The 2,639-nt window shown below is 56.7% G+C and carries 1 protein-coding gene and 1 pseudogene; both read right to left on the minus strand.

Translation table 11 applies throughout. The features are described 5' to 3' along the window. Positions 1–209: 209 nt before the first annotated feature. Positions 210–1,010, minus strand: coding sequence for an IS21-like element helper ATPase IstB (gene istB / locus IQ273_RS32385; protein WP_194027183.1), 801 nt, complete (start codon positions 1,008–1,010; stop codon positions 210–212). A 379-nt stretch (positions 1,011–1,389) separates the two neighbouring features. Then, positions 1,390–2,487, minus strand: a pseudogene (gene istA, locus IQ273_RS34250) (IS21 family transposase); the annotation flags it as partial. Between the last annotated feature and the right edge of the window lie 152 nt (positions 2,488–2,639).

The following is a 2,639-nucleotide window of genomic DNA, read 5'->3' on the forward strand; positions in this document are numbered from 1 at the left end:
TATCAAATGTCAAGTACATAGAGGTGACGCGACAGCTAGATTGGCGGATTGCAGGGTCTGAGAGAAGGTCAGCACCCCCGTTCATGAGCGCTGTAGCAGTGGTCGCCTTTCGAAGAACGACTGCACGGCTTGTGACAGGGAACCTGATTCCCTGCCGCGACACCTAAGATCGCTCCAAACGACAATTAAGATCGCGTCGGGGTCGGGTCCTAAGGTGCCGTATTCTGGGGCGCGGACTGGGCGGAGCGAGTGGCCGCCGCCCGCTTGCGATAGCTATCGGTTTGAATGTCGACAATCAAGGCATGATGCACCAACCGGTCAACGGCGGCGACGGTCATCATGTCATCGGCAAAGATGGCGTTCCATTGACTGAAGGGTTGATTAGCGGTCACCAGCAGACTGTGACGTTCATAGCGATGCGCAATCAGTTCAAAGAGGACAGAGGTTTCGGCTTCAGACTTTTTGACATAACCCAGGTCATCAATCACCAGCAGGTCGTAGCGGTCGAGCTTTTTGAGCGAGGCTGGGAGTTGCAGTTGCTGTTTGGCCTGCTGCAACTGTTGAACCAGAGTGGTGGCGGTAAAGAATTTGGCCCGTTTACCCAGCTCGACGACGGCCCGGGCGACAGCGGCAGCCAGATGGGTTTTGCCCACGCCCGAGGGGCCAAAAATCAAGCAATTTTCGGCCCGTTCTAGCCAGCCGGTATCCGTGGACAGTTGCATCAGGGGGGCGGGATTGAGATTGGGGAGATGGCCCCATTCAAAGTTGGAAACCGTTTTTGCGACGGGGAGCTGGGCCTCTTGGAGGGCGCGTTTGAGGCGCAGGCTCCAACGCCGGTCCACCTCCAATTCGCAAAGTGCCAGCAAGAACTGAGCGTAGCTCCACTGCTCCTGCATGGCTTGATGTTCCAGGGTTTCCCAATGGTTGAGCATATGGGGGAGGCGCAGGCGTTTGAGGTGGAGACTGAGGCTCTGGTACGGACTGGTTTGGGGGGAGGAGGAGTTGGTCATACTCACTGAGATCATGTTGGTGGACATCAATGACGGGTAGCGATACCTCACTGAGCAGCTGAAACTGCCGTTGTAGGGACGCCAGGGTTAAGGTTCCAGCTGCCAGTTGGGCCTCCAGATAGGTCGCCACGGCGGGTTCTTTATCTTGCGTAGCAGCCAGGTAAAGGGCCTCGACCATCAGCACGGCCGCTGAATCGGCATCAAAGCCGTCCTTAAGTTGCGTCCATAGGGTTCGATAGTGGTCATTGGGCAACAAATCCAGCTGCCAGGTGCAATACAGGAACGCTCTCGGTTTACGTCTGAGTCCCTCAATGACATGGCGATAGTTGATGCAGCGTGCCCGCCGTTTGTCTTTCGCCGTCACCCGGATTCGCGGCAGTTCGGCTACCCACTGGCCTTCCAAATAGCCCTCAATGCGGTCATGGTAGAGATGGAGTTCCAGTTGGCGGCCGATGAGGCGAGACGGCACGGTATAAAGGATGCAACGCACATCAATCGTGCTGCGACTACTGACGCGAGCCGTCAACACTTCATAGTCCGCTACCCGATGTTTCGGCAGGGGTTGGAGGTGCGTTTGCTCCGCCTCAAACTTCGCCTGGTGCTGGTGATTCAGCTTGGCCACACGGGCTGCGATAAAGGCCTGATAGTCGGTCACGCTGGCAAAGTCGGTACTGCCTCGCAGGTAGAGCGCCTGGGTGATGCGATTTTTCAGATGCCCATGGGGAGACTCAATCGCCCCGTTCTCATGGGCAATGCCAGTATTGTTGCGGGTGGGGCGGAGCCGGTAGTGGTGACAGAGATCGTCGTACAGTCGCGTTAAGGGTTTCCGACCCGCCCCGCCCGTATTGCGATAAGCCGCACTCAGACTATCGGTGCGATGTTCCTGGGGGGCTCCGCCGCTAGCAAACAGCGCATTCTGCAGCCCTTCAGATAACGCAATGAAGCTCTCTCCCCCTTGAATCACCTGGGCATAACTCCACCCGCTATAGGCCAGGCGGTAGTGATACAGCAAATGCTCAAACGGCTGTCCGCCGATGGTGATACTCACCCCTTTGAGTTCGGTAAAGTCTGAAATGCCCATCACTCCGGGCTCATGGCGCAACTCAAACATTACCTCGGGGGCGGCCCCGTAAAGGGCTTTCCACGTTCTCACCCGCCGTTGCACCGTCCGCAGCACTTGCGGATACTGACCGGGATAGCGCTCTTGCAAATGCTCGAATAACGTCATCGGCTGCAGGCGAGGTTCTCGTCGCAGCATCGGTTCAAGCTCTTCTTCCCATACGCCCGCTAAGGGGTCTGCACTGGTCCGCCAGTCCCGCACCCGCCCTCGATTGGGCTGATGCGTTTCCGACTCTATCCGTTGGCCACTCCGTTCTGAAAATTCGGCAATCGATGCCGCGTCAGCTTGAGTCAAGCCGAGGTCTCGGGCGTTCATATACACGCGGATTTGATAGGGTTGAATCGTTTGTTTCGACATTGGAGGCTTTCCTGTACCAGGGAAAATACCTTCAGTGTCTTTTCTTATTAGCTTAAATTGGATCCGGTCTCAGTGATGACTCAAGGGGCAGGGAGAACACCTCTCCCGCCTATCTAGCTGTCGTCACCCGCCACGTTCAGTGTCGTCTAATA

This window comes from Nodosilinea sp. LEGE 07298 (assembly GCF_015207265.1).
GTDB lineage: Bacteria > Cyanobacteriota > Cyanobacteriia > Phormidesmidales > Phormidesmidaceae > Nodosilinea.